Source organism: Mesorhizobium sp. B2-5-7, from assembly GCF_006440875.1.
GTDB classification, from domain to species: domain Bacteria; phylum Pseudomonadota; class Alphaproteobacteria; order Rhizobiales; family Rhizobiaceae; genus Mesorhizobium; species Mesorhizobium australicum.
Genome location: NZ_VFUO01000001.1, coordinates 342,893 through 369,723 on the forward strand (window position 1 = coordinate 342,893; position 26,831 = coordinate 369,723).

At 62.5% G+C, this 26,831-nt stretch carries 23 protein-coding genes; 15 read left to right on the forward strand and 8 right to left on the reverse strand.

All coding sequences use genetic code 11. The features are described from left to right. Window positions 1-10: 10 nt before the first annotated feature. On the reverse strand, window positions 11-1,270 hold the full coding sequence (locus FJ543_RS01645) for a sarcosine oxidase subunit beta (protein WP_140793634.1): 1,260 nt from the start codon (window positions 1,268-1,270) through the stop codon (window positions 11-13). A 198-nt stretch (window positions 1,271-1,468) separates the two neighbouring features. Between FJ543_RS01645 and FJ543_RS01650 the strand changes: the two genes are divergently transcribed. The 14 genes from FJ543_RS01650 (at window position 1,469) to FJ543_RS01715 (ending at window position 18,837) form a co-directional block, all read left to right on the forward strand. After that, window positions 1,469-3,958, forward strand: coding sequence for a mechanosensitive ion channel family protein (locus tag FJ543_RS01650; protein ID WP_140873509.1), 2,490 nt, complete (start codon window positions 1,469-1,471; stop codon window positions 3,956-3,958). A gap of 146 nt (window positions 3,959-4,104) precedes the next feature. Beyond that, window positions 4,105-4,368 (forward strand): hypothetical protein, encoded by a 264-nt coding sequence (locus tag FJ543_RS01655; RefSeq protein WP_015317401.1) that lies wholly within the window; start codon window positions 4,105-4,107, stop codon window positions 4,366-4,368. A 224-nt stretch (window positions 4,369-4,592) separates the two neighbouring features. Next, the gene (locus FJ543_RS01660) at window positions 4,593-6,026 is read left to right on the forward strand and encodes a UbiA family prenyltransferase (RefSeq protein WP_140873511.1); all 1,434 of its coding nucleotides are present in this window, start codon (window positions 4,593-4,595) and stop codon (window positions 6,024-6,026) included. Between the two features lie 2 nt (window positions 6,027-6,028). Beyond that, the gene (locus FJ543_RS01665; RefSeq protein ID WP_140873513.1) at window positions 6,029-7,378 is read left to right on the forward strand and encodes an FAD-binding oxidoreductase; all 1,350 of its coding nucleotides are present in this window, start codon (window positions 6,029-6,031) and stop codon (window positions 7,376-7,378) included. 122 nt (window positions 7,379-7,500) lie between these two features. Continuing rightward, on the forward strand, window positions 7,501-7,935 hold the full coding sequence (locus tag FJ543_RS01670; protein ID WP_015317404.1) for an EamA family transporter: 435 nt from the start codon (window positions 7,501-7,503) through the stop codon (window positions 7,933-7,935). After that, the gene (locus FJ543_RS01675; RefSeq protein ID WP_140873515.1) at window positions 7,932-8,939 is read left to right on the forward strand and encodes an NAD(P)-dependent oxidoreductase; all 1,008 of its coding nucleotides are present in this window, start codon (window positions 7,932-7,934) and stop codon (window positions 8,937-8,939) included. The genes FJ543_RS01670 and FJ543_RS01675 overlap by 4 nt, the downstream gene beginning before the upstream one ends. A 69-nt stretch (window positions 8,940-9,008) precedes the next feature. After that, window positions 9,009-10,472, forward strand: a complete 1,464-nt coding sequence (locus FJ543_RS01680; protein WP_181173926.1) for an aspartate aminotransferase family protein — start codon at window positions 9,009-9,011, stop codon at window positions 10,470-10,472. A gap of 22 nt (window positions 10,473-10,494) precedes the next feature. Continuing rightward, window positions 10,495-11,724, forward strand: coding sequence for a hypothetical protein (locus FJ543_RS01685; protein ID WP_140873519.1), 1,230 nt, complete (start codon window positions 10,495-10,497; stop codon window positions 11,722-11,724). Beyond that, the gene (locus FJ543_RS01690) at window positions 11,721-12,479 is read left to right on the forward strand and encodes an FkbM family methyltransferase (protein WP_140615907.1); all 759 of its coding nucleotides are present in this window, start codon (window positions 11,721-11,723) and stop codon (window positions 12,477-12,479) included. The genes FJ543_RS01685 and FJ543_RS01690 overlap by 4 nt, the downstream gene beginning before the upstream one ends. Before the next feature lie 152 nt (window positions 12,480-12,631). Further along, window positions 12,632-15,193 carry an FAD-dependent oxidoreductase gene (locus FJ543_RS01695; protein WP_140873521.1) on the forward strand — a complete coding sequence of 854 codons (2,562 nt, stop codon included), beginning with the start codon at window positions 12,632-12,634 and terminating at the stop codon, window positions 15,191-15,193. Window positions 15,194-15,287: 94 nt separating this feature from the next. Then, window positions 15,288-16,136, forward strand: a complete 849-nt coding sequence (locus tag FJ543_RS01700) for a DUF1194 domain-containing protein (protein ID WP_140615911.1) — start codon at window positions 15,288-15,290, stop codon at window positions 16,134-16,136. A 114-nt stretch (window positions 16,137-16,250) separates the two neighbouring features. After that, the gene (locus tag FJ543_RS01705; protein WP_140873523.1) at window positions 16,251-17,201 is read left to right on the forward strand and encodes an ABC transporter substrate-binding protein; all 951 of its coding nucleotides are present in this window, start codon (window positions 16,251-16,253) and stop codon (window positions 17,199-17,201) included. A 68-nt stretch (window positions 17,202-17,269) separates the two neighbouring features. After that, on the forward strand, window positions 17,270-18,043 hold the full coding sequence (locus tag FJ543_RS01710) for an ABC transporter permease (protein WP_015317412.1): 774 nt from the start codon (window positions 17,270-17,272) through the stop codon (window positions 18,041-18,043). Further along, the gene (locus tag FJ543_RS01715) at window positions 18,040-18,837 is read left to right on the forward strand and encodes an ABC transporter ATP-binding protein (RefSeq protein WP_140873525.1); all 798 of its coding nucleotides are present in this window, start codon (window positions 18,040-18,042) and stop codon (window positions 18,835-18,837) included. The genes FJ543_RS01710 and FJ543_RS01715 overlap by 4 nt, the downstream gene beginning before the upstream one ends. Before the next feature lie 6 nt (window positions 18,838-18,843). Here the strand turns inward: FJ543_RS01715 and FJ543_RS01720 are convergent, their stop codons facing one another. From FJ543_RS01720 to FJ543_RS01735, 3 genes are all read right to left on the reverse strand, one after another. After that, a complete protein-coding gene (locus FJ543_RS01720; RefSeq protein WP_263485819.1) occupies window positions 18,844-19,782 on the reverse strand; it encodes a GlxA family transcriptional regulator in 939 nt (312 codons plus the stop codon). 403 nt (window positions 19,783-20,185) lie between these two features. Further along, entirely contained in the window at window positions 20,186-20,320 is a 135-nt protein-coding gene (locus FJ543_RS32175) for a hypothetical protein (RefSeq protein WP_013894968.1), read from the reverse strand. A 451-nt stretch (window positions 20,321-20,771) separates the two neighbouring features. Beyond that, complete coding sequence (locus tag FJ543_RS01735; RefSeq protein WP_140723913.1) at window positions 20,772-20,957, reverse strand: hypothetical protein; 186 nt, start codon at window positions 20,955-20,957, stop codon at window positions 20,772-20,774. A 218-nt stretch (window positions 20,958-21,175) separates the two neighbouring features. On the opposite strand from FJ543_RS01735, the gene FJ543_RS01740 reads away from it, so the two are divergent. Then, complete coding sequence (locus FJ543_RS01740; RefSeq protein ID WP_015317416.1) at window positions 21,176-22,075, forward strand: LysR substrate-binding domain-containing protein; 900 nt, start codon at window positions 21,176-21,178, stop codon at window positions 22,073-22,075. 21 nt (window positions 22,076-22,096) lie between these two features. Here the strand turns inward: FJ543_RS01740 and FJ543_RS01745 are convergent, their stop codons facing one another. The 4 genes from FJ543_RS01745 to FJ543_RS01760 form a co-directional block, all read right to left on the reverse strand. Continuing rightward, window positions 22,097-23,107 carry an alpha/beta hydrolase gene (locus FJ543_RS01745; protein WP_140874426.1) on the reverse strand — a complete coding sequence of 337 codons (1,011 nt, stop codon included), beginning with the start codon at window positions 23,105-23,107 and terminating at the stop codon, window positions 22,097-22,099. A 229-nt stretch (window positions 23,108-23,336) separates the two neighbouring features. Continuing rightward, the gene (locus FJ543_RS01750; RefSeq protein WP_140873527.1) at window positions 23,337-23,522 is read right to left on the reverse strand and encodes a hypothetical protein; all 186 of its coding nucleotides are present in this window, start codon (window positions 23,520-23,522) and stop codon (window positions 23,337-23,339) included. Window positions 23,523-23,699: 177 nt separating this feature from the next. Then, window positions 23,700-25,829, reverse strand: a complete 2,130-nt coding sequence (locus FJ543_RS01755; protein WP_140873529.1) for an ASKHA domain-containing protein — start codon at window positions 25,827-25,829, stop codon at window positions 23,700-23,702. Then, window positions 25,780-26,754: a methyltetrahydrofolate cobalamin methyltransferase gene (locus FJ543_RS01760; protein ID WP_140873531.1), complete on the reverse strand. Its 975-nt coding sequence runs from the start codon at window positions 26,752-26,754 to the stop codon at window positions 25,780-25,782. The genes FJ543_RS01755 and FJ543_RS01760 overlap by 50 nt, the downstream gene beginning before the upstream one ends. Between the last annotated feature and the right edge of the window lie 77 nt (window positions 26,755-26,831).

Sequence of the window (26,831 nt, forward strand, 5' to 3'; positions counted from 1 at the left end):
GAAGCCTTGTCTAGTGGAGCCTCGGGTTTGCACCCTGGCCCTTGTCGTCGATCACCAGCCCGCGATGAAAGCGGTCCAGCGTGAAGGGGGCGTTGAAATCGTGAGGCTGATCCTTGGCGATGGTCCAGGCAAAGCACCAGCCGGAAGCGGGCGTCGCCTTGAAGCCGCCATAGCACCAGCCGCAATTGAGATACATGCCGGGCAGGGGGCCCATGGTGATGATCGGCGAGCCGTCCATCGACATGTCGCAGACGCCGCCCCAGGAGCGCAGCATGCGCACACGCGCAAGGCCCGGGAAAAGGGCCAGCATCTCGCTCATCACCTCGTCGACGATGGGCAGATTTCCGCGCTGGGCGTAGCTGTTGTAACCGTCGATGTCGCCGCCATAGACAAGGCCGCCCTTGTCGGACTGCGACATGTAGAAATGGCCCATGCCGAAGGTCACGACCGTGTCGATGAAGGGTTTCAGCGATTCGGTGACGAAGGCCTGCAGCACATGGCTTTCGATCGGCATCGTCTCGACGCCGGCCAGTTGCATGACCCGTCCGGTGCTGCCAGCCACCGCGACCGCGATCTTCTTGGCCCTAATATCGCCGCGCGAGGTGGCAACGCCGGTAACCCGGTCGCCCTCGCGCAGGAAGCCGGTGACCTCGCAATTCTCGATAATGTCGACGCCGCGCCGGTCGGCGCCGCGGGCATAGCCCCACGCGACAGCGTCGTGCCGGGCGGTGCCGGCCCGCCGCTGCATCAGGCCGCCGACCACGGGAAAGCGTGCACCGTCGGAGATGTCGAGCGCCGGGATCAAGCGCTTGATCTCGGCTGGTGTCATCAATTCCGCATCGACGCCGAGATGGCGCATCGCGTTGCCGCGTCTTGCGTAGTCGTCGAACTGAGCCGGCGTGTGCGCCAGGTTGAGGCAGCCGCGCTGCGAGAACATGACGTTGTAATTGAGCTCGTGCGACAGGTTTTCCCACAGCTTCATCGAATGTTCGTAGAAGCGGGTGTTGGCGGGCAGCAGATAATTCGAACGAACGGCCGTTGTGTTGCGGCCGACATTGCCGGAGCCCAGCCAGCCTTTCTCCAGCACCGCGACATTGGTGATGCCGTGTTCCTTGGCTAGATAGTATGCGGTCGCCAGTCCATGCCCGCCGCCGCCGATGATGATGACGTCGTAGGATGCCTTCGGATCCGGCTTGCGCCAGGCCGGCTTCCAGTCCTTGTTTCCCTTGAGCGCGTTCGCGAGCAGCGAAAGGGCCGAGTACTCTGCCATGTGTATGATGTCCGTTGCGGGCGATGGGGCAGACTATAGAGCAGGGGGCTGATACAAAGCCAATATTGCGCCATCGCCTTTCGACTGGCCGACGCTCGATGAGCGCGATCGTCGCGGTGACTTGCCCCATGATATGGCCGTCTTTATCAAGGACAGGCTTTTTGAATGCCTTTGCCGCCCGCGAGTCGCCAATCCATCATGTTTTTTCGATTGCTTCGCCTCATCCTGGTCCTGGCGCTTGTCGTTTCGGCGCCGCTGTCGTTCGAGGCGGCGGCGCAAGGCGTTGGCCAGGCGCCCGCCGGACTGGTCGCCGATCAGCAAAAGATCATTCAAGGCCTGACGATCAAGACCGATAATTTCGAGAAGCAGATACAGCAGGATGGCGAGGACGACAGCAACCTTGTCGACATCCGCCTGCAACTCGAGGAATTGTCACGGCAATCGCTGACCAGCGCGCTGGCGTTCCGCACACGCCTGGGCGAAATCAACAGCAGGCTCGAACAGCTCGGGCCGCCACCCGCCGCCGGCCAACCGGCTGAGCCCGACATCGTCAGCGCCGAACGCGAGGGGCTGACGTCCGAAAAGGCCGAGATCAACGCGGTCATCGCGCAAGCTCAATCCTTGTCGATCCGCATCAGCGGGCTGATCGACAAGATCGGCAACATGCGCAGCGCGCTGTTCCGCAATCTCCTCACCAAGCGCTACGTGCTCTCGGACGCGTTGAGCCCGCAGGTGTTTTCCGATGCGCGCGACGAGTTCGGCAATTTCTACAAGGCGGTGTCGTCCTGGCTGAGCTTCGCCATCAAGTTCAAGTTCCAGGCTATCCTGGCGGCGACCTTCGTGGCGCTCGGCCTGGCGCTGGTGCTGCTGGTCGGCGGGAGGCGCCTGTTCGGACGGGTGTTCGAGGCCGATCCAACCAATGAGGACCCATCCTATCTCAGCCGCCTGTCGGTGGCCTTCTGGTCGACCTTGCTGCCGACGCTGGCGGTCGCCGCCTTTCTCGGCTCGACGATCTTCTTTTTCAATTATTACAACGTGTTGCGCGGCGATATCGGCCTCTTCCTCAATGCGTTGGCCACCGTCATCGGCGTGGTGTTCTGTGTCAATCGGCTGACCAACGCGGCACTCGAGCCGCGTTTGCCCAACTGGCGACTCATCCCCGTCGAAACCGTGCCGGCGCGCTGGCTGGTCCGCCTGACCACCGCCATGGCCGTGGTCATCAGCTTCAACACCTTCCTGTCGGTCGTCAACGACAAGATGGGGTCGCCGCTGTCGCTGACCATCGCGCGCAGTTTCGTCGCCACCATCATCGTCGGCGTCATCCTGATCCTGATGGCGATGCTGAGGCCGTTCAGGGCGCGTGACGGAAGCTGGCGCCCGTGGCCGGCCTGGCTGCGCTACACCTCGCTCGGGCTGGGGCTTTTCACCATCATCGCGGCGCTGCTCGGTTATATCGGCCTTGCCCTGTTCGTCTCGCTGCAGGTCGTGGTCACCGGCACCGCGCTGATAACGGCCTATATCGGTTTCCTGTCGGCGCAGGCGATCGGCGAGGAGGGCGCTTTCGCCAACACCTCGGTCGGGCGTTGGCTATCGGCCAATTCCAGCTATGAAGATACCGCACTCGACCAGCTCGGTCTTGTCGTCAGCATCGCCATCAACGTGATGATCGTGCTGGTGTTTCTGCCGTTGATCCTTTTGATGTGGGGCTTCCAGCTCGGCGATATCGAGGCGTGGGCGTACAAGCTCGCAACCGGAATCAATATCGGTTCGGTGACCATTTCGGTCACTGGCATCCTGTCGGGCATCGTCGTCTTCGTTATCGGCTATTTCCTGACGCGCTGGTTCCAGGGCTGGCTCGACGGCTCGGTCATGGCGCGCGGCAAGGTCGACACCGGAGTGCGCAACTCGATCCGGCTGGCGGTCGGCTATGCCGGCGTTGCGCTCGCCGCGCTGGTCGGCATCTCTGCGGCCGGCATCGACCTCTCCAGCCTGGCGCTGGTCGCGGGTGCGCTTTCCCTCGGTATCGGCTTTGGCCTGCAGAATGTGGTGTCGAATTTCGTCTCCGGCCTGATCCTTCTGGCCGAGCGGCCGTTCAAGGTCGGCGACTGGATTGTGGCCGGCGACGTCAGCGGCACGGTCAAGAAGATCAGCGTGCGTGCCACGGAGATCGAGACTTTTCAGCGGCAGTCGGTGATCCTGCCCAATTCGAACCTGATCAACAACGCCGTCGGCAACTGGACGCACCGCAACAAGCTCGGCCGCATCGACATCAAGGTGGGCGTCGCCTATGGCAGCGACGTCAAGCAGGTCCACGCGGTGCTGCTGGATATCGCGCGCAACCATCCGCTGGTGCTGAAGAACCCCGAGCCTTTCGTCTTGTTTTCCAATTTTGGACCCGCCGCGCTCGAATTCGAGATCCGCGTGTTCCTGGCCGATGTGATGAACGGCAACATCGTGCAGAACGACGTCCGCTTCACCGTGCTGGAAAGATTCGACGACCAGCACATCGAAATCCCGTCCACGCCGCGCGCGGTCGTCGAGGCCAAGAAGCACGTGGCATGGCCGACCGACGACGACAAGATCGAGGTCGATTTCGCCGAACGGGAAGAGGCCAAGGCACAAGCCGAGGCGGACGCAAAGCGTCAGGCCAAATCAAGCCGCAAGACACGCAAGCCAGATCCGGATTAGATTGGAGATTGCATGTCGGCATGCCAATTGCGGCATGAATGCGGCATTCAGTTGCGGTTCAGCTTCCATCTCATATAAGCTCCCATGCAAAGGCGAGAATGCCTTGTGGAAATGCAACAGAGGCGGTGGGAACACCGATATTGCAAATGTGGAAGTCTCTCGTCGCTGCCGTGGCCTTGCTCGCCGTGAGCGGCTCGGCCCATGCCGCCAGCGCGGTCAACAAGGACGCCGAGACGCGCACGCTGGTCGTGACCGAGGGCGGCAGCAAGACCGAGCTTGCGCTGGCCGGCGGTGAAACCGTCGAGTTCTGCCAGAGCGGCTGTTTTGTCACCTTGCCCAATGGCGACCTTGAAGCCCTGACCGGTTCGGAAACCGTCGAGATTTCAGGCGGCGTCGCCCGCATCAAGTAATCTCGGTGTGATGATTGGAAAGGCCGGGCGTTTGCTCGGCCTTTTATTGTTTCCGGTAGCTGTTGTTTAACAATGACGATCGAAATGCCGCGGCGGCAGCCCTTTGCAACCGTACGTTTTAATGTTCGCTAGGCGATCCCCCGCTATACCAGCATCAAGACGCCGAAACACGGCGCTCAACGGGTTCGGGTTTCCGGATCAGACGCTGGCAGGGCAGGACGGGCATGGACGCGCGGTCGGACAGGAACGCAATACCGCTTGCGGTCGATCTCGACGGCACGCTGATCGCGACGGACCTTTTGTGGGAAGGATTGTTCATCCTCCTCAAGAAGAACCCGCTCTATTTCTTCCTGGTGCCTTTCTGGGCGGCCGGCGGACCGGCGCGGCTGAAGCAGGCGATCGCCCAACGCATCGACATCGACCCCGCCACGCTGCCCTATCGGGCGCCCCTGCTCGACCGGCTCCGCACCGAGCACGCCGAAGGCCGCAAGCTCGTGCTGGCCACCGGCACGCCGCGCAAGTTCGCCGACGCCATTGCTGTCCATCTCGGCATTTTCGACCGGGTACTGGCCACCGAGGGTCTCGACAATCTCACTTCGGGAAAGAAGCGAGCCTCGCTCCTTGCGGCCTATGGCGATGCCGGTTTCGACTATGCCGGCAACAGCCGCCACGACCTCCAGGTCTTCGACGCGGCACGCAGCGCGATCGTAGTGGCCCCGGACCGTCATGCCGCGCGCTGGCAGGCGGCGCATGGCGCCGAAACGATGCCGGCGCCCAAGCCGACGTTGCGGACCATCGTCAAGATGCTGCGCGTCCACCAGTGGCTGAAGAATTCGCTGATCGCCGTGCCGATGATGCTGTCGCACGAATATTTCAATTCCAACATGATCTGGGAATGCCTGCTGGCGTTCATCGCGTTCAGCGCGGTGGCGTCGGCGATCTATATCCTCAATGATTTCTTCGACCTTGCGCTCGACCGCAAGCATCTGACCAAGCGCAACAGGCCGTTCGCCAGCGGTGCGCTGTCTATTCCGTTCGGCCTTGGCGCAATCGCGGTGCTGCTGGCGATCGGCGTCGGCACCGGGCTGTTCCTGTCGCCTGAATTCCTGGCTGTGCTCGGCGGCTACATGGTCGTTACCACGGCCTATTCGCTGTCGTTCAAGCGCATGCTTCTGGTCGACGTGCTGACGCTTGCCGGCCTCTACACCATTCGTGTGCTGGCCGGCGCGGCCGCCACGGGCGTCGACGTCTCGTTCTGGCTGCTCGCCTTCTCGATCTTCTTCTTCCTGTCGCTGGCACTGGTGAAGCGCTTTGTCGAATTGCGCACCACGGCCATTCCGCCCGGCGAACGCATTGCCGGCCGCGGCTATCGCACCGAAGACCAGGAGATTGTCGCCCAGGCCGGCATGGCTTCGGCGTTCTCCTCGGCGCTGGTGCTGGCGCTCTACATGGACAGCGTCGCGGTGCGCGAACTCTATCCGCATCCCTGGCTGATCTGGCCGCTGGCGCCGATCGTGCTTTATCTCACCATGCGTGTCTGGATCCTGGCGCGCCGCGACGAAATGCACGACGACCCGGTCGTCTTCATCATTCGCGACTGGCGCAGCCAGATCGTGGTGGCGATCGGCGCGGTGCTGCTGGTCATCGGAGGCTGGTAGGCATGGCGGAACGCTTCCAGAGCTTTGGCCTTGCCACGCCGCCAGCGGCAAGGGCGATCCACGCCGATGACGCCATTGCGCTGCTGAAGGGCGGCCAGGCCAGGCAAGCGTCGCTGCTTGCCTATGGCAACGGCCGATCCTACGGCGATTCCTGCCAGAACCAGCTCGGCACCGTCATCGACATGCGGCCCCTGAACCGCATTCGCGGCTTCAACGCCGAGAGCGGTCTGCTCGAAGCGGATGCCGGGGTGCTGCTCGCGGATGTCATTGCATATGCCGCGCCTCACGGCTTCTTCCCGGCGGTGGTGCCCGGCACACAATTCGTCACGCTCGGCGGCGCCATTGCCAACGATGTCCATGGCAAGAACCATCACCGGCGCGGTACGTTCGGTTGCCATGTGGAAAGTTTCACGCTGCTTCGGTCGGATGGACACAGCTATCGCTGCTCTGCGACCGACAATCCGCGCCTGTTTCGAGCGACCATCGGCGGCATGGGGCTCACCGGCCTGATCCTCTCGGCTTCGATCCGGCTGATGCGGGTTCCGTCGCTCGATATCGTGGAAAAGACGACGCGGTTTCGCGACCTCCGCGAATATTTCGACCTTGCCGAAGCGGCGGACCAGGCCAATGAATATGCCGTCGCCTGGATCGACCAGCTCGCCGGTGGCCGCAACAGCGGACGGGGGCTACTGTTTACCGGCAACCACGCCGAGCACGGCTCGCACGCGGCCGCGCGTGCGAGCGCGAAATTCTCCGTTCCGCTCCAGCCGCCTTTCAACGTGCTCAGCCGGCCGTTCCTGACCGCTTTCAACGCCGCCTACAGGTGGAAAAAGGGGCAGGCCAAGGTGCCGCGCCAGGTCGAATACCAGGGCTTCTTCTTCCCTCTCGACGGTGTGCGCGACTGGAACAGGCTCTATGGACCGAAGGGGCTGTTCCAGCATCAGAGCGTGGTCCCGGAAGGGGCCGCGCGCGCAATCGTGCCGGCACTGCTCGCGGCGGCCAGGCAGGCCGGGCAGGGGTCGTTCCTCACCGTCTTGAAGCGCTTCGGTGGGGTCCGCTCGCCGGCGCTGCTGTCGTTCCCTCGTCCGGGTTACACGCTGACGCTGGACTTCCCCAACAGGGGAGCGGCGACACTTGCCCTGCTCGACGAACTCGACCGCATGACGATCGCGGCTGGTGGGGCGGTCAACCCTTACAAGGATGCGCGCATGAGTGCTGCAACCTTCGTTGCTTCGTTCCCGGAGTGGCCGAGGCTGGAAGCGCTGCGCGATCCCGCCTTCATGTCCGACTTCTGGGCGCGCACGGCCGGGATTGTCGACCTGCCGCGGCGCGATGCAGAGGCAGCCGAATAGGTAAACTTAGAATGAATCGTGGTTTACGAAGGTTTAACATCCAGGTTTACCCAAAAATGTCTTGTGGGTTCACGAAATCTTTTCAGATTTGTATTAGCTGATATCACAGGGTGGCGGGCTACATGAAATATATCGTCTTCATTTTGTTTACGGTTATGACAAATGCTGCTGCGCAGCTGATGCTGAAGCAAGGCATGATGTCGCTCGGACCGATTTCATTCGAGGGCACCAATCCGCTGATCAAGCTGTTGCAGATCGTCTTCAGCCCCTGGGTCTTCCTTGGCCTGTGCACCTTCGTCATTTCGATGGCCTCGCACCTCTACGTGCTTTCCAAGGTCGAGCTTTCCTTCGCCTATCCGTTTCTGAGCCTGGCTTACGTCGCGGTCGCGATCTTTGCCTATTTCGTCTTCCGAGAAGACCTGAATGGCTGGCGCATCGCCGGCATTGCCTGCATCTGCGTCGGCACGGTGCTGATCGCGCAAAGTGGGCGAGGGCATGAAGACCAGAGCGCTTCCATCACGCCCGACAAGATACAAGCAAACGAGATCGTTCGATGAGACATGTGATTTTCGGGGGTGACGGCTTTGTTGGCCGTCACCTGGCGCCGAAGCTTGTGGCCGACGGTGAAGAGGTTGTCGTCGCCGACATCGTCAGGAGCGACCTTGCGCATTACCGCACTGTCCGCTTCATCAAGTGCGACGTCACCGACCAAGGCTCGGTTGCCGCGGTCGGGCTGAAGGCCGACGACATGGTCTACAATTTGTCGGCCAAGATGCTGTCGCCGATCCAGGTGCGGGCGAAGCGGCACGACTTCTTCTTTCCGGTCAATTTCCACGGCACCGAGCACATCCTGGAGGCCATGGACAAGGCTGGTGCCCCCAGGCTCGTCCATTATACGACCGACATGATCTATGGTCACACCGTCACCCAGCCGATGACCGAGGAGCACCCGGTCGCGCCGCTCGGCGAATATGGCTGGTCGAAGCAGAAGACCGAGGAACTGGCCGGCGAATGGCGCAAGCGCGGCATGTCGATCTCGCTGTTTCGCCCGCGCCTGATCATCGGGCCCGGCCGCCTCGGCATCCTCGAAAAGCTGTTCAAGCTGATCGAATGGAACTTTCCAGTGCCGATGATCGGTTCGGGCCGCAACCCTTATCAGTTCATCTCGGTGTTCGACTGCGCGGAGGCGGCGCGCGCCGCGTGGAAGGCCGGTGTGCCCAACGAGGCTTATAATCTCGGGTCGCTCAATCCGCCGCCGGTGAAGAAATTGCTTGGCGACCTGATCCGGCATGCCGGCTCGAAGTCGATCCTGCTGCCTACCCCCGGCTGGGCGGTCAAGCGCACGCTCGACCTGCTCGACCTCTTCAACATGCCGATCATGGATCCGGAGCAATATCTGATCGCCGACGAGGACTGCGTGCTCGACGTGTCCAAGGCCGGGCGGCAGCTCGGCTGGGTGCCGCAATACCGCGACGAGGACATGCTGATCGCCGCCTACAGCGAATACCGCGCCAAGAAGGCCGGGCAAGCCGTCGCCACCAAACATGTGCCCGCCGAATAGGGGCGCGCCGAACAGTTTATTGCGCACGACGCCAGTCGCGGGCGCGAACAGGAGATTGAAATGACCGTCATGGCCAAGCCGGAACAGACGAATACGCGCACCCTGGTCAGCGCGCCGACACTGTCGCCCGCCACCATCGCCAAGCCCGACCTGATCGCCGTCGAGCAGGCCAAGGCGATGGATATCGCGGGGATGACCGAGCTGTTCAAGGCGCATCTCAACCCCGGCCAGCTGCATTTCATGAAGCTGCTCGGCTTCCACAAGATCAAGATCGAACGTGCAGAGGGCATGTTCTACATCGACCAGAACGGCCGCAAGATCCTCGATTTCTTCGGCGGCTTCGGGTCGCTGGCCTTCGGCCACAACCATCCGCGCATTCTGGAAGTGCGCAAGAAATTCCAGGAGGAGAAGCGGCAGGAAATCGCCATCGCGTTCATGTCGCAATATGCCGCCGCGTTGGCGCACAACATCGCCAAATGTTCGCCTGGCGATCTCGACATGGTGTTTTTGGGCTCGTCGGGCTCGGAAGCGATGGAGGCGGCGGTGAAGCTTGCCGAGCGTGCCGCCGGCCCGAAGCGGTCGAAAATCGTCTATGCCGAGAATTCATTCCACGGCAAGACCAAGGGTGTGCTGGGCATCACCGACGGCCAGCTCTACCGCGCCGACTTCAGGATGGCCGACAATACCGTCCGCATTCCCTTTGCCGATATCGAGGCCGTCGAGCGCCTGTTCCGCTCCGATCCGGAGATCGGCGTCATCGTGCTGGAAACCATCCAGGGCGGCGGTGGCATCATCCAGGCGCCGACTGAATACTGGCGGAAGCTGCGGGCGCTGTGCGACCAGTATGGCGTGCTGTGGGTCGCCGACGAAGTGCAGTGCGGCTATGGCCGCTCGGGCCGCTTCTATGCCTTCGAGCATCACGGCGTCGTGCCCGACGTGACGGCACTGGCCAAATCGCTGGGCGCCGGCAAGGCCGCTGTCGGCGCGATGATTGCGCGCCGCGAAATCTACATGAAGGCCTACGGCACGCCGAAGACGGCGATGATCCACGCCATGGCCACTTTCGGTGGCATGGGCGAGGCGTGTGCCACGGCGATCGAAGGCATCAACGTGCTTTACGACGAGGGGCTGATCGACAACGCCGCCGTCACCGGCGAGTACCTGCTGCAGCGGCTGCAGGCACTCAGGGAAAAATACCCGAAGATCATCAAGGACGTGCGCGGCAAGGGTTTCATGGTGGGGCTGGAGTTCCACGACTTCTCGCAGACCTTGCCGATGGTGCTGCGCCCCATCGTCAGCGTGCTCGACGACAAGCTGAAGGGCTCGCTGTCCGGTTTCGTCGGCGCGCTGCTGCTGCGCGACTACGACGTGCTCGTCGCCTTCACCGAATACAACCGCAATGTCATCCGGCTCGAGCCGCCGCTGATCTGCCAGCGCGAGCATGTCGACCGCTTCGTCGATGCCTTCGACAGTCTCTTGTCGCGCGGCATCGTGGCGATCGTGAAGGATTTCGTCAAAAGCCAAGTCCGTTGAAACGAACGTTCGCCGAGAAGACATGCTGACCAAGTCGCCCGCTCCGCAAAGTCCACTCGACCGGCTCGCCGAGGCTGGTCTGGATTGGGGCGAGGGGACCTATGCGCGGCTGGCGGCTCCGATCGGTGCGGCTGCCTTCGCCCTCTATATGCTTTTGACGGCGTTCACGGCCTGGGTGATGCCCGACGCCAACTGGGACATGCTGCCCTATCTCGCCATGTCGGAGGAGGGCACCTACCCCGATGCGCAGGCACTGCATGACTATGCCTACAACACCGTCAAATCGAGTGTCTCGGCGGGCGACTACAAGGCGCTGACCGACGATGGCGGTGCCTTCCGCAGCCACATGGCGCAGAACGCCGCCGACTTCCATTCGTTGCTCGGCATGTACCGGATCAAGTTCCTCTATGCCGAAATCCTGTCGACGCTGAGTTCCGTCATGTCGCCGGTCGAGGCGATGCGGCTGGTGCAGGTGTTTTCGGTCCTGCTGTTCGGCGCGATCACGCTGCTCTGGCTGCGCGCGGAAAAGGCACTGGCGTTGGCACCGGTGGTCGGCGCGGTGCTGATCATGGCCGATTTCGGCGACGCCGCGCGCGCTTCGACACCGGACCTGCTTACCTCGGCGCTGCTGCTAGGCGGTCTCTTCGCTTATGTCCGAGGCCGCGAGGTGGCGACGGCGATCCTGCTCTTCCTCGCCTTCATGGTGCGGCCGGACAACATAGTTTTCCTTGCCGTTTTCGCTGTGCTGCTGGTCCTGTTCCGGCAAAAGGCCTGGGGCGTGCTGGTCGGGTTTGCCGCTTCGCTCGCCGCGTATTTTGCCATTTCGCACTGGGCCCATCATCCCGGGTGGTGGCCGCATCTGTGGTTTTCCAGCATCGGGCAGCACTACAATATGGACGGGTTCGAGCCGGCTTTTTCCGTCATCGCCTATCTCCGGGCGTTTGCCGCCTCGCTGCTGCGCGCCATCAACCTGAACAGCTGGGTCGGGGTCTCGGTTCTGGCGCTGGCCGGGTGGTTTGCGGCCGACTGCGCCGGCTTCAGGCTCGGCCGCCGCGCGGGCATTCTGTTTGCTGCGCTGGTGCTCGGTGCGCTGGCCAAATTCAGCGTCTTCCCGATCCACGACACGCGCATCTATTTCCCGCATCTGATCCCGCCATTCCTGCTGCTGGCACCGCCCTTCATGGCGTTGTGGGCGGCGGTCACCGGCCAGCACCGCGCCGCCCTGCACGTCATACCAGGAGACAAATCATGAGTTCAGTTTCCAACCTGGCGCGCATTGCCCTGTCGCTCGGCCTTCCCGCCGGCCTGCTCGATCGCGGGCCGTCGCTGCGCGGCACCAAGTTCCTCGCCAAGGCGGCGCTGAAGGCACGCTTCGGTGATAGCGGCCGGCCATTCCAGATGGTCAATGTCGGCGCCTGCGATGGCGCGCTGTTCGATGACGTGACGCCTTGGCTGCACCGCATTCCAAAGGCCCGCGCCATGCTGGTCGAGCCGATCCCGTACAACCAGAAACGGCTGCGCGCCAATTACCCTGACACGGACCGCTTCGTCATCGAACCCGTCGCGGTGACGAGAACTAAAGGCACGATCACGGTCCACACCTTTGACGCTGCCGCACTCGAAGCCGGCACCCTGCCGATCGAGTTCATCGGCTGCTCGTCGGTGACCGACACCAACCTGATGTCGGGCAAGAATGCCTGGGGCGAGGCCGACGCCAATTTCAACAAGTTCGCGCCGCATCTGAAAGACATCGAGGTGCCGTCGGAGACCTTGCAGACATTGCTCGACCGCAACGGCATCACCCATATCGACGCCTTCCTCGTCGATTGTGAAGGCGCCGACTGGATCGTGTTCGAGCAGATCGACCTCAAGCGCTATCGTCCCGGCATGATCAAGGTCGAGGTTGGTGCGCTGCCCGCGCCGGAGATCGGACAGGTGGTGGTCAAGCTGAAGACGGCGGGCTATCAGGTCGGCTTCCAGGCCGAGGACGTCTGGGCTTTCGCCTGACGGGTAGATGTTTTTCCTGATTTGGGGAGGGGTCGCGCGGCATCCGAGGCGTGTCGCAAACAGGCGGTAGCGCCGTCCCCGTCGCCTGCATATTGTGCGCCGATCAGACGGGCGCCGACGCCGCCCGCAACAGCATTCTGGAGTCGCGGGCAATGGCAGAGTTTCCGAAAAAGGCGAAGGTCGTCATCATTGGCCTCGGCGGCATTGTCGGCGCATCGATCGCCCATCATCTGATCGAGCGCGGCTGGGACGACATTGTCGGCATCGACAAGTCGGGCATCCCGACCGATATCGGCTCGACCGCGCACGCTTCCGACTTTTGCTACACCACCAGCCACGATTTCCTGTCGTGCTGGACGACGCTCTATTCCATCGATTTCTACGAGAAGATGGGTCATTACGCGCGTGTCGGCGGCCTCGAGGTCGCCCGTGTCGGCGACGACGGCCGCATGGATGAGATCAAGCGAAAGATCGCCTCGGCCAAGGCTTTCGGCACGCGCGCCCGTTTGATCGATCCCGCCGAGATCAAGGAAAAATTCCCGCTCATCGAACAGGATCTGGTGCAGGGCGGCCTATGGGATCCGGATGCCGGCCTCGTTATTCCGCGCTCGCAGACCGTTGCCGGCAAGCTGGTCGACCAGGCGGAAGCGTCAGGCAAGCTCAAATCCTTCGCCAACACGCCGGCGAAGTCGCTCGTCGTCAAGGACGGCCGCATCAGTGCCGTGGTGACCGACCGCGGCACGATCGAGGCCGACTATGTCATCGTCTGCGCCGGCATCTGGGGCCGGCTGATCGCCGAGATGGTCGGCGAGGACCTGCCGGTCATGCCGATCGACCATCCGCTGACCTTCTTCGGCCCCTATACCGAGTTCGCCGGCACCGGCAAGGAGATCGGTTGGCCACTGCTGCGCGACCAGGGCAACTCGGCCTATATGCGCGACACCGGCGACCCCAAGACCGCCGAAGGCGGGCAGATCGAATGGGGTTACTACGAAGAGACCAATCCGCGCCTCTGCCATCCGCGCGACCTGCTGGAGAAGGAGCAGGCACGACTGTCGCCGTCGCAGCGCGATCTCGACATGGAGCAGATCCTGGCGCCGCTCGAGCGCGCCATGGAACTGACGCCGATCCTGGGCGAACTCGGCTATAACGAGAGCCATTCCTTCAACGGGCTGCTGCAGGTGACGGCCGATGGCGGCCCGTCCATGGGCGAGAGCCAGAAGGTGAGGGGCCTGTGGTACGCCGTCGCCATCTGGGTCAAGGACGGCCCTGGCATGGGCAAGCTGATCGCCGACTGGATGACGGATGGCCGCACCGCGATCGACCACCACGCCATCGACTATGCGCGCTTCTATCCGCACCAGACCAAGGAACAATTCATCTGGGATCGCTGCACCGAGACGGCCATGAAGGTCTACAACCCGGCGGTGCATCCGCGCGAACCCTTCTCCAAGGCCCGCAACATCAGGCGCTCGCCGTTCTGGGAGCGTGAAAAGGAACTCGGCGGCTATTTCATGGAGCTGGGCGGCTGGGAGCGTGCGCATGGCTATGCCGCCAACGAGCATCTGCTTGAAAAGTATGGAAACCGCGTGCCGGTGCGCGAGAACGAATGGGACAACCGCCATTTCTGGCGCGTCTCCAACGCCGAGCATCTGGCGATGAGCGAGGATTGCGGCATCGTCAACCTCTCGCATTTCTCGATGTATGACATCGAAGGGCCCGACCATGTCGCGCTGCTGGAATGGCTGTGCGCGGCCAAGATCGGCGGCGACAACAACATCGGCAAGGGCATCTACACCCACTTCCTCGATGAGCAAGGCATGGTGCGCGCCGACTTCACGGTGATCCGCATGGCCGACCGCTGTCGGCTGATCGACGGCGCCGACGCTGGGCCGCGCGACTACCAGTACATGCGCCGCACGGCCCAGGACAAAGGGTTCGACGTCACCATCACCGACGTGACCGAGAAGTACGTCACCATCGGCATCTGGGGGCCGAATGCCCGCACGACGTTGCAAAAGGTGGTCGAGAACCCGGATGGGCTTTCGCCGGAGAATTTTCCGTTCGCGGCGATCAAGCCGGTCCGGATCGGCGGCAAGGACGTTACGGCGTTCCGTATTTCCTATGTCGGCGAGCAGGGCTGGGAACTGCATATGCGCTACGAGGATGGTCTCGCCGTCTGGGACGCGCTGCGCTCGACCGGTGTCATGCCATTCGGCGTCGAGACCTACGCCAATACGCGCCGCATGGAGAAGAGCCTGCGGCTGCAGAACGCCGACCTCTTGACCGAGTACAATCTGCTGGAAGCCGATCTCGCCCGCCCGAAGGTCAAGGAGAACGATTTCTGCGGCAAGGCCAAGCACTTGGAGTATCGTGAGCGCGCGCACCAGCCGGCGATGCTATGCACGCTGGTGATGACCGAGAACAAGGATTCCAGAGGTGTCGCCCGTTATCCGGTCGGCACCATGCCGGTCATGGACCCGGCAACCGGCGAGACGCTGGTCGACGAACTCGGCCGCCGGTCGTTCACCACCTCGGTGGCCTATGGTCCGACCATCGGCAAGAACATCGCGCTCGCCTATCTGCCCTGGGCCTATGCCCAGGAGGGTCGCAGGCTCAAGGTCGAGTATTTCGGCGAGACCTATCCGGTCGAGGTCGCCAGCGTCGGCTACAAGCCGCTTTACGACGCGGAGAATCTCAAGCCGCGGAGCTGAGCCTTCGCCAAGAATTTCGCGCGTGTTCGGATGAGCCCGGCCCAGGTCGGGCTTTTCTCTTTTTCAGCTGTCGATTCTGGCTTACCCTCGCGGCATGTCTGGTTTTGGCACTGCAAGACATCTGCTTTCGAGCGTCGTCGCGCTGGCGCTGACGCTCTGGCCGACGACAATGTCTCGCGCAGACGAGCCGGTGGATGTCGAACTGGTGCTGGCGGTGGACGTGTCGCTGTCGATGTCGGCCGACGAGCTCGAGATCCAGCGTCATGGCTACGGGGCGGCGCTGACGCACGACAATGTGCTGCAGGCGATTACCGATGGCGCCTATGGCAAGATCGCCGTCACCTATGTCGAATGGGCCGGCACCAACTGGCAACGCGTCATCGTGCCGTGGACAGCGATCGCGACCCGGGCCGATGCGGAGCGGGTGGTGGCGCAATTGTCGGCTCAGCCGCCCAACAGCGCGCGGCGCACCTCGATCTCCGGCGCGCTGGAGTTCGGCAGCGACCTTTTCGCCGAAAGCGGCTACCAGGGAACCAAGCGCGTCATCGACATTTCGGGCGACGGGCCAAACAACCAGGGCGCGCCGGTCAATCTCGCCCGCGACGGGGTGGTCAGGCAAGGCATAGTCATCAACGGCCTGCCGCTGATGACCCGAGGCGGCTTTTCCGGCGTCTATGACGTCAACGATCTCGATCGCTACTACAGCGACTGCGTCATCGGCGGTCCCGGCGCCTTCATGATCCCGGTCAACGACTGGACGCAATTTCCCGAAGCCATCCGCCGCAAGCTGGTGCTGGAGCTCGCCGGCCCGGCGTCACGGCAATGGGCGGCGGAGGAGGCGGATCACCCGCCAGTGGTGCTGGCCCAGGACAAACCCGCCGCCGACTGCCAGGTCGGCGAGAAAATGTGGCGCAACCGCAACTGGATGCCCGACGCCAGGTAGCGCTATCCCAAACCGGATTGCCGGCTGCTTTGCGCGCAAACACGGTCCTGTTGATTGACAAGCCCATCGGCCTCTGTGAACAATTTCCCGCAGAAAAACAAAAGGGGAACCGATATGAACAGAATAACCGTCCTTGCCGCGACATTGACACTTGCCACAGGCTTGTCCGCGCCGGCGATGGCCGCCACATCGCTCACCATCGGCATCAGCGGATGGACCGGATTCGCGCCGCTGACACTCGCCAAGCAGGCAGGGCTGTTCGAGAAGCATGGGCTCGATGTGACCTTGAAGAAGGTGCCGCAGGCCAGCCGTCCGCTCGCCATCGCCAGCGGCGACCTACAATGCGCCGCCACCACGGTCGAGACGTGGCTGGTCTGGAACGCCAGCGGGGTGACCACCAAGCAGATTTTCCAGCTCGACAAATCCTATGGCGCCGACGGCATTGTGGTGCGCAACGACATCAAGACAGTCGCCGATCTCAAGGGCAAGACCGTCGCTTCCTCGGCGCCTGGAACGTCGCCCTACTTCCTGCTGGCTTGGGTGCTGAACAAGAACGGCATGTCGACCAAGGATGTCACGGTCGTCAATCTCGAACCCGACGCGGCGGCGCAAGCCTTCCTCGCCGGCCAGAACGATGCGGCCGTCACCTACGAGCCCTTCATCTCGGCCGTGCGCGACAAGGCCGACCAGGGCCATATCCTGGCGACCACGCTCGACTATCCAATGGTTCTCGACACGGTCGGCTGCACGCCCGAATTCCTCAAGGCCAATCCCGACGCCGCCAAGGCGCTTGCCGACAGCTATTTCGACGCCCTCGACATGATCAAGAAGGAGCCGCAGAAATCCTATGAGATCATGGGCGCCGACGTGAAACAGTCGGCCAAGGAATTCGAGGATTCGGCAAAGTACCTGAAATGGGCCGACAAGGCCGAGAACAAGCAGTTCTTCACCAAGGAATTCCAGGACTTTTCCAAGACCGCCGGCGATCTGCTGCTGCAGATGGGGCTGATCAAGGAGGCACCCGACGTCGCCACTCTGGCCGACACCAGCGCCGTGGCGAATTGACGGTTCAACCCTTGGGCACCGTGCGGTGGCGCAGAGCGCCGCCGCCTTGCCGCTGACAAAGGACGAAGATGCGCCCCTTGCATCCTGTCTCTCCGAGCCTGCGAACAGTGCTCGGTATCTCCTTCTTCGTGCTGTTCGTGGCCTTCTGGGCCTGGATCACGCTTGGCGGCCACGTCAACCGCATCTTCCTCGCCGATCCGCTGTCGATGCTGCGGGATGGCTGGCGGCTGCTGGTCGAGGATCGTTTCTGGCTCGACATACTGATCACCATCTGGCGGGTCTTCGGCGGCTTTGTACTGGCCTCGGTCGTCGCGGTGCCGCTCGGCATCGCCATGGGCGCCTGGAAGCCGGTGGAAGCGTTTCTGGAGCCCTTCGTCTCCTTCGCCCGCTATCTGCCGGCGTCGGCCTTCATTCCGCTGCTCATCCTTTGGGCCGGCATTGGCGAGCTGGAAAAACTGCTCGTCATCTTCGTCGGCTCGGTGTTCCAGATCATCCTGATCATTGCCGTCAAGGTTGGGGCCACGCGGCGCGACCTGGTCGAGGCCGCTTATACGCTGGGCTCGACCAACAATGGCATCGTCAGGCGGGTCATCATGCCGGCCAATGCGCCCGAGATCGCCGAGACGCTACGGCTGGTGCTCGGCTGGGCATGGACCTATGTCATCGTGGCCGAATTGATCGGCTCATCGTCGGGCATCGGTTACATGATCATCAACAGCCAGTCGCGGCTGGCGACCGGGCAGATCATCTTCGGCATCATCGTCATCGGCCTGATCGGGCTGTTGTCCGATTTTGCGTTCAAGGCGTTCAACCGCTGGCTCTTTCCATGGAGCCTGGCGTGAGCAAGCTTCTTATCGAGGGTGTCTCGCGAACCTTTGCCGGCGTGCGGGGTGGAGAACCCGTCAAGGCGCTGATGCCAATCGACCTGGCGGTGGCGGCCAACGACTTCATCACCGTTTTGGGACCGTCAGGTTGCGGAAAGTCGACACTGTTGAGGATCGTCGCCGGCTTGGAGGCGCCAAGCGAAGGCCGCGTTCTGCTGGACGGCAAGACGGTGACGCGGCCCGGGCCGGACCGCGGTATGGTCTTCCAGTCCTACACGCTGTTTCCATGGCTGACGGTCGCCGAAAACATCGGCTTCGGCCTGCGCGAACGGGGGATGGCCGAAAAGGAGCGGGACGACATTGTCGCTTCCTATGTCGATCTCGTCGGGCTGAAGGGGTTCGAGAACCATTGGCCGAAACAGCTTTCAGGGGGCATGCAGCAGCGCACGGCGATTGCCCGGGCGCTAGCCAACGATCCCGAAATCCTGTTGCTGGACGAGCCGTTCGGGGCGCTGGACAACCAGACACGCGGGCTGATGCAGGAATTGCTGCTCGGCATATGGGAACGGCGCAAGAAAACGGTGCTGTTCGTCACCCACGACATTGAGGAGGCGATCTTCATGGCCTCGCGCGTGATCGTGATGACGGCGCGGCCCGGCCGCATCAAGTCGGATGTCTCCATCGACCTGCCGCATCCCAGGCACTACACGCTGAAGACCAGTCCCGAATTCTCGGCGTTGAAGGCGCGGCTGACCGAGGACATCCGCGTCGAGGCGATGCGGACGGCGCAAGTGCGGTCGGCCGAGACCTGATCGGGATCAGGCTGCCAGCAATTGCTTGCGGTCGACGCGTTCCTGCTGCGGCGAGCGGGCGTAGAGCTCGCGGTAACATTTCGAGAAATGCGAGGCCGAGACGAAGCCGCAGGCGACCGCCACCTCGACCACCGGCAGCGACGATTGGATCAAGAGATGCCGGGCGCGGTCGAGGCGGATTTCGAGGTAGTAACGGGCAGGCGACCGTCCCATCTCGGTGCGGAACAGGCGCTCGATCTGGCGGCGCGACAGGTCGACATGGTCGGCGATCTCGATCAGCGACAGCGGCTCGGACAGATTGGCCTCCATCAGCTCGATGATGGTCAGCACTTTCGAGTTCTGCACGCCGAGGCGGGCGCGCAGCGGCAGGCGCTGGCGGTCGGTCGGACTGCGCACACGATCGGTCAGCACCTGCTCGCACACGCGGTTGACGAGGTTCTCGTCGAAATCGTCGCCGATCAGCTTCAGCATCATGTCGAGCGCGGCGGTGCCGCCGGCGCAGGTGTAGATGTTCTGGTCGATCTCGAACAGGTCGGCAAAGACATTGGCCTTCGGGAACGCTTCGGAAAAACCGGGCAGGTTTTCCCAATGGATGGCACAGCGCTTGTTGGACAGGAGCCCGGCGGCGGCGAGGATATGTGCACCGGTGCACAGGCCGCCGACGGCGACGCCGCGATTGTATTCCTCGCGCAGCCAGGCAAAGGCGGACTTGTTCTGGTAGCGCTCGACATTGGTGCCGCTGCAGACGATGGCCATATTGGGGCGATCCGGCCCCGCCATCTTCTTGCGTTCCTCCTCCAGCGAGGTGTTGACCGCACACTCGACGCCGTTCGAGGCGCGCACCGGCTTGCCGTCGATGCTGGCGAGGCGCCAGCGATAGGCCTCGTAGCCGAGCATCCGATTGGCCGAGCGCAGCGGGTCGAGCGCTGTCGCAAAAGCGATCATGGTGAAATCGGGGATAAGGAAGAACACAAACGATCGCTTGATCGGATGCTTGACGGCGTTCACGGGGAACCTCATCTGGCCATGACGCGAACAGGATGTCGCGAATAGCATAGCGTCATCAGGAAAAACCATTCCTGTCAATCGTCTAGACGGCTTTGGGAAGATTAAATTTGCGACATGGGTCGCAAATGGGCAATCGCCGCGCGGTGCTGCTCGAACCAGGCCACCGTCAGGTTGTGAAAGGCGATGGAAGCGCAACAAAATAAACGCCGCCTCGGCGGACCGAGGCGGCGGCAGTCAACCCTGAAGCCGCGGCAGGGGCGCGGCTGTGGAGGTGTCTTGTATTTTCGATTTCTACGCAGTTCCGGCCGGGAAAATACGGTTTTCCTGGAACCGCGCTCGTTCAGGCGACGAAGCCGAGACGTGCCGCGGCCATGGCGCCGGTCTGGCCGGGCATGGTGTTGGCAAGACGCTGACGCTCGAGAGCGGTGGTCAGGTTCATTTCGCGGCGGGCGAAGAGGCGGGCAAAAAGCTTCATGATCATCTCCAATCGGTTGCTCGCGCATTGGCCCGAAAATCGAATTGATTTTCGGAAAGCACGATGCGCAGACTCAAAGTGTTAGAGCGTACTTTGTGCGTCCAATAGGACGCACGTCGCTCTAAACGGGTCGCCTTCGCTTGATGGAGTGGGGCAGCTCGTTTGCTGACGGTGATATAGGCTTGTGTGAGCAGGAACTAAATCGCAAAAGCGAAGCGCTTGATATGAAAAGCGACACCGGATGCGACATATTTTGGCAAGCTACGAGCAATATGCCTAGGATTTATGAATATTTACAGGAAGTTAATCAAAAAATCGAGCTGCTATGCGGCTTGCTCATATGCGCCATGCAGCGGCGGCATGGCTCATGAATTCGTTTGAATACAAATAAAATAGAGAAGGCCTGCCGGGCGGGCTGCGCGGCAGGCCTTCAGCACGGGGTACACACGATTTACTTTGCTCCAGCCCAGGATCCGACGCCGCTGCGAATGCCGGTCTTGGCGTCGGAAGCTTCCGGCCAGCCGATATCCTTCTGCAGCTCGATCGGCAGTGAACGGATGGCGCGTTCGGTCTGGTAGCGGGCGCGGGCCGCGTTGAATTCGGTCGCGATGCGGCCGAGGGACGATAGGATAAACATTTCGATCTCCTTTGCTACGGCACGGCAGGCGCCGGCAATGCGTTACGTCAGGTCTGTTTCAGCTTCATTTCACGTCGATGCAGGTCTGCGCCGTGGTCGTTTCGTGGCCGCTTTTGGCAGCATGCTGCTTCGATGGAGTTGACTATGCTCCCGGTCTGATGTTCAATCAAACGAAATGGAATGATGTTTTGTATCAGAAAAATTGAAGGTCGATCGTCATGAACGCCCCACTCAATCACCCGCTGCCGCTGCTCGACCTCGACGTTTTGCGCACCTTCGTGGCGATTGCCGAGACCGGCAGCTTCACCACCGCGGCCAATGCGGTGTTTCGGACGCCGTCGGCCGTCTCCATGCAGATCAAGAAGCTGGAGGATATTCTCGGCCGCTCGGTGTTCGCGCGCGACGCGCGTTCGGTGACGCTGACCACGGACGGCGAAATGCTGCTCGGCTATGCCCGGCGGCTTTTGTCGATCAACCGCGAGGTGGTGTCGAAGTTCATCATCCCCGATATTGTCGGGGTGGTGCGGCTCGGCTCACCTGACGACTATGGCGAGCGCGTGCTGCCGCATGTGTTGAAGCGTTTCGCGCAGTCGCATCCCTCGATCGCCGTCGACGTCACCATCGACCAGAGCAGCAATCTGCGCCGGCGCATGGATGACCGGGCGCTCGACATCACGCTGTTGACCAATTCGTACAAGACCAGCGCGCTCGGCGCCGAGGTGCTGTTGACCGAGCCGATCGTGTGGGCCGGCGCCAAGGGCGGCTGCGCGCATCTGCGCGAACCGCTGCCGGTTTCGCTTTGGGAAGAGGGCTGTGCCTGGCGGGCCGGCGCGCTCGAGGCATTGGGCCGCGAGGGCCGCAACTATCGCGTCGCTTATATGAGTGCCCATACCGCAGGCCAGCGCGCCGCGATCATGGCCGACCTCGCGGTCGCGCCGCTGCCGAGATCGTTCCTGGGCAACGACATGGTCGAACTCTGCCCTAAGGACGGAATGCCCGATATCGGCACTTACAATCTTGCCATGGTGGTGGCGCCGGACGCCAGCGCGCCGGTCAAGGCCGTCGCCGACCACATCCGCGCGACCTTCGAAGTGTTCAGGGAAACCGGCAAGTTCTGATCGATGTCGTGAGGCCGAGTTTCAGTGCTCGGCGATCTCGTCACGTTCGCCGAGCCGATTGATCGTCTGGCCGAAATGGTTGGTGTGCTGGGATGAAGCTTTGGTCGACGACTTGACCGTTTCCCTTTCAGCCCGGGTGTAGGTGTCGTCCGTGAGAAACGCGACGATGTGCTGACGCGCGCGCCGCGCTTCCGGCATGTCAATCAGCGGCCAGACGTGGAACATGCCTTCCTCGTAGATCAGCTCCACCTCGACACCGGCGGCGCTGGCTTTTTGTGCAAAGATGAGATTGTCGGGCGTGAGAAGATCGCGGGAGCCCGTCAGGAGCAGTGTCTTCGGCAATATCGACAGATCGCCATAGACCGGGCTGATACGCCAGTCTGTCGGATCCAACCCGGCACTATAGAGCCGGATTGCCTCACGCCCGCCGGCGATGCCCAACCATGGATCATTCCGCTCCGCCTCAAACACTTCGGGGTTCGCGAGCGAGACGTCGAGGCCGGGTGAAATCAGCACATGGCGCGACGGCACCGGCAAACCCTCGTCCGCCGCCATCATGGTCAGCACCACGGCCATGTTGCCGCCGGCGGAATCGCCCATGAAGACGATATCTTCCGCCTCTGTCTCATCGAGCATCTGGCGGTAGACAGCGCCGACCATGCCGAACATGGCGTGGAAATCGTGTTCCGGGGCGATGGGGTAGATCGGCACGGTGATGCCGTAGCCCAGCCGGTCGGCCATGTCGGCGATCAGATACCAGTGATAGGGCGTGATCTCAAAGACATAAGCGCCGCCATGCAGGTAGAGTATCCGCTTGTGCTCTCCGGCCTTGGGGGCGATTTCGTAGACCGGAAAACCGTCCACGCTGCGCGTCTGGATTTCGAAACGCTGATGCAGCGCGGCCGGCGGATGGTGATCCTCCGTCTTGCGCGCGGCGACGATCCAGCGCTGCAGGTTTTCCGGGCTGGAAAAGGCTTGCTTGCGGCTGTGCCTGAGCACGAAGGACACAACGTGGCTTTTCAAACTTGGCATGCGAATACACGAACTTCGGCTGCAGCCGACTAAGAGAACTCCCCCTTGTAACGAAGATCGTGCCTTGGCCGAGAATGTCAAGATTTACGGCGTGCCCACACGCTGGTGTGATCCGCGCGTCGTCGGCGCCGCGGCAAAAGTGCCGTGCGCAATCGGTTGCTGGTGGCCATCGGGGATGTGTGGGATCCCCGGTGGACGCCGAGCAATTTGCATTTGTCGGCGAACGTCGTCACCGCGTGGAGCCTAGCAGCAGCGAGGCGAGTGTGGCCTGCGGATCGTTCGGCGGCGATGCCGGCCAGCCGATGTCCTTCTGGACATGCGCCGGCAAGCTGTTCAGCGCGCGGATCGATTTGTTCCTGGCGTGGGCTTGCCTGATGGCCACACCCAAGCGGCCGAAATTTTCGAACATCGACATTTTCATCTCCCCTGAAGAACGGCGATGGCCAAGGACTGTCCTCAGCCGCCGTTCGATGTGCGGGTAAATGCGCTGTGCATGTATCTGCTGGATTTCGCGAAAACAGCGTTTCGGTTTCCGGATCTGACGATCCGGAAACATTTGCATACAAATAAATCGAGGGAGTGGCCGGCGCGTCTATTCGCGGCTGCGCCGAGCAGCATGACCTTCGCGGGAGCGTCGGCGCGGTGCTGCATCTCCGGCGATGCCATCCTCGCTCACCGTCTTGCGCGGCGGCAGCTTCACCGCCGCCGCCAGTTTCGGGAACGGGTCGACCTTGTTGGGCAGCGCCATGGCGTAGACGAAGTGCTCCTGGAATTTCGGCTCGAGCGCCGTCTCGATCTTTTCGATCTGGCTCACCGTCTCCTCGATCTCGCGGCGATAGCCGCGATTGAGCAGCGCCATGCGAGCACCCGCGCCGGCGGCGTTGCCCACGGCCGAGACCTTGTCGAGGTCGCAATCGGGGATGAGACCTAGCACCATGGCGTATTTCGGATCGATGAAGGAGCCGAAGGCACCGGCGAAGTGGATGCGGTCGACATGCTCGGTGTTCTGTTTTTCCATCAACAGCTTGGTGCCGGCATAGAGCGCCGCCTTGGCCAACTGAATGGCACGCACGTCTGTCTGGGTGATGGTGATCTTGGGTTCGCCTTCCTTCAGCACGTAGGAGAAGGTGCGGCCGTTGGCAACGACGCGCGGCGAGCGCGCGGCAAGCGATCCGTCGACGACGCCATCCTCGGAGATGACGCCGGCGAGATACATTTCGGCGACGATCTCGATGATGCCGGAGCCGCAAATGCCGGTGACGCCGGTCGCCTGCACGCTGTCGAGGAAGCCGGGCTCGTCGGACCACAGTTCCGAGCCGATGACGCGGTATTTCGGCTCCAGCGTGTCTGGATCGATGCGCACGCGCTCGATGGCGCCGGGCGCGGCCCGCTGGCCACCGGAGATTTCGGCGCCTTCGAAAGCCGGACCGGTAGGCGAGGAAGCAGCGACGACCCGTGTACGGTTTCCGAGTACGATCTCGGCATTGGTGCCGACGTCCACGATCAGCATCATCTCGTCCTGGCGATGCGGCCCTTCCGAGAGCGTCACGGCCGCCGCGTCGGCGCCGACATGACCGGCGATGCAAGGCAACATGTAGAGCCGTGCGCCCTGGTTGAGCTTCAGCCCGATGTCGGAGGCCTTGATGCGAACGGCGCCCGACACGGCAAGCGCGAAGGGCGCGCCACCGAGTTCGGTCGGATCGATGCCGAGGAACAGGTGATGCATGATCGGATTGCCGACGAAGACGGAATCCAGGATGTCGTTGCGCTGGACATTGCCTTCCGCGCAAACCTTGTCGACGAGGCCGGAGATTGCCTCGCGGACAGCAACCGTCATGCCTTCGCGGCCATCCGGGTTCATCATCACATAGGAGACGCGGCTCATCAGATCCTCGCCGAAGCGGATCTGCGGGTTCGACGTTCCGGACGAGGCGGCGACGCGGCCCGACAGCAGCGACACAAGATGCATGGCGATGGTGGTCGAGCCGATGTCGCAGGCCAGGCCATAGGCCTCGTTCTTGAGGCCCGGCCACAGCGCGGTGACGCGCGCAGTCTCGGTGTCCGTATCCTTGTAGATGGCGGCGGTCGCCGTCCAGTTGCCCTTGCGCAAAATACCTTGCACCTGCGGCAGCAGATAAAAATCGAAGTCCAGGCTTTTGAGGTTCCAGTCCTTCATCAGGGCGATCTTCAGGCGGTCGAGATCGCCAAGCGGCTTGTGCATGTCTGGTTCTTCGATCTCGACGTAGCACATGCGGATCGCGGAATCGCGGGCGATGACCCTGGTGTCGGCATCCTTGCGGATGGTCTGGGCGTTGATGACAGTGTCCTGCGGCACGTCGATGACGAGATCGCCGAGTATCTGGGCGGAGCAGGAGAGGCGGCGCCGTTCGGGCAGGCCGCGCACACGTTCATAGCGCTCTTCCTTGGGGCCTTTGGGCGATATGTGGTCGTTTGAGGAGGTGATCTTGTGCTTGGCGAAATTGCCTTCCTGCACCTCGATCTGGCAGCGCCCGCAAGTGGCGCGTCCGCCGCACACGCTCTCGACATAGACGCCGAGCTGGCGCGCGGCGTCGAGCACGGGCGTGCCGACAGGGAACCGCCCGCGCTTGCCTGACGGCATGAACAGCACGAGCGGATCGGTTATGTTTGCAGGCGAATTCACGATTGCGCGCTTATCCCCGGCCCATGCGGGCTTCACGGCCACCGCGTCGGCGGCCGCCATTGCCGCCGCCTTCGCCCGGCGCATTGACCGCTGTCGGCGCCGCCACCGCGTGGCCGCCTTCGGCCGGCTTGTAATCCTTGTAGGTCTTGATCCATTTGGTGCAGTTCTCGTCGGTGCCGTTCAGCACGTTGGCGCCGCGCACCGCTTCCATTTCCTGCGGGCGCACCGGGTTCATGATCGCCGAGGTCATGCCGGCGCCGATCACCATCGGGATGAAGGCGGCGTTGATGCCATGGCGGTGCGGCAGGCCGAAGGAGATGTTGGACAGGCCGCAGGTGGTGTTGACCTTGAGCTCTTCGCGGAGCCGACGCAGCAGGGCGAACACCTGGCGGCCGGCATCGCCCAGCGCGCCGATCGGCATCACCAGCGGATCGACGACGACGTCATGCGCCGGGATGCCGAAATCGGCGCAGCGCTGCACGATCTTCTTGGCGACGGCAAAGCGCACGTCCGGATCCATCGAAATGCCGGTCTCGTCGTTGGAGATGGCGACGACCGGCACATTGTATTTCTTGATCAGCGGCAGGATGGCCTCGAGCTTTTCCTCCTCGCCGGTGACGGAATTGACCAACGGGCGGCCCTTGGCGACTTTCAGCGCGGCTTCGATCGCGGCGGTGACGGAACTGTCGATCGACAGCGGCAGATCGACCAGGCTCTGGACGATCTCCAGCGTCTGCACCAGAAGGCCAGGTTCGGTTTCGTTCGGGTTGACCGAGGTGACGCCGGCATTGACGTCGAGCATGGTGGCGCCGCAGGCGGCCTGCTCCAGCGCGTCCTTGATGACGGTCTCGAAATTGCCAACCACCATTTCGGCGGCGAGCTTCTTGCGGCCGGTCGGGTTGATGCGTTCGCCAATCACGCAGAAAGGCTGGTCGAAGCCGATGATGATTTCTCGTGTCGCCGAGGCGACGATGGTCCGGGTCATGAAATCTCTCCGTCGTGATATAAAGAGTTCTTTATATCGTTATCTCTTGTCGATCAAGCGAATGGTCGCTCTCCGCG